We start from the raw sequence: 796 nt of genomic DNA on the forward strand, positions 1-796 counted from the left end.
CTAGGAAGTGTTAACAGTGGTTATTTTGCGGCATGGAACAGATGTTGACGGACGCGCAGTGGGCGCGGTTAGCGCCGCTGTTGCCGGGGCGACCGGGCACAAGCGGCGGGCGCGGGCGCGACAACCGCCAATTTGTGGAGGCCGTGCTCTGGCTGGCCCGCAACGGGGCGCGCTGGCGGGCCCTGCCGCCGGAACGCGGCAACTGGCACACGACATACACGCGCTTCCAGCGCTGGGCCACCTCGGGCGTGTGGCAACGCGTGTTCGAAGCCGTGCAGGACGAAGCCGCTCTGCACACGCTGCTGGTGGACTCGACCACGGTGCGGGCCCACCAGCACGCGAGCGGGGCGCGCAAAAAAACGGGCCGCAAGCCCTCGGGCGCAGCCGCGGCGGGCTGACGACGAAGCTGCACGTGGCTGCCGACGCCCGCGGCCGGCCCGTGCGCTGCCGCCTCACCGCCGGCCAGCGCCACGACGCGCCGCAGGCCCTGCCCTTGCTCGCGGGCCTGGCCCCGGCCTATCTCATTGCCGACCGGGGCTACGATTCCGACCCACTGGTCGCTGCGCTGGCCGCCCGCGGCACCGTGGCCGTGATTCCGCCCCGACGCAAACGCCGCCACCCACGCGCGTACGACGCGCACTGCTACGCCCAACGCCACCCCGTCGAGCGGCTCTTCAGCCGCCTGAAACAGTTTCGCCGCGTCGCCACGCGCTATGATAAGCTCGAGGCCCATTTTTTAGCCTTTATTCACCTGGCCGCAACCGTCCTCTGGCTGCGCGACTGTTAACACCTCCTA

1 protein-coding gene is annotated in these 796 nt (G+C 70.0%); it reads left to right on the plus strand.

All coding sequences use genetic code 11. The features are described from left to right. Window positions 1–32 precede the first annotated feature (32 nt). Window positions 33–787 (plus strand): IS5 family transposase gene (locus J0X19_RS24675; protein WP_242583424.1). Its coding sequence is split into 2 segments (ribosomal slippage): window positions 33–363 and window positions 363–787, totalling 756 coding nucleotides; the frame shifts between segments, so codons are not numbered across the junction. The last annotated feature ends 9 nt before the right edge of the window (window positions 788–796 follow it).

This window comes from Hymenobacter telluris, assembly GCF_017313265.1.
Lineage (GTDB): Bacteria > Bacteroidota > Bacteroidia > Cytophagales > Hymenobacteraceae > Hymenobacter > Hymenobacter telluris.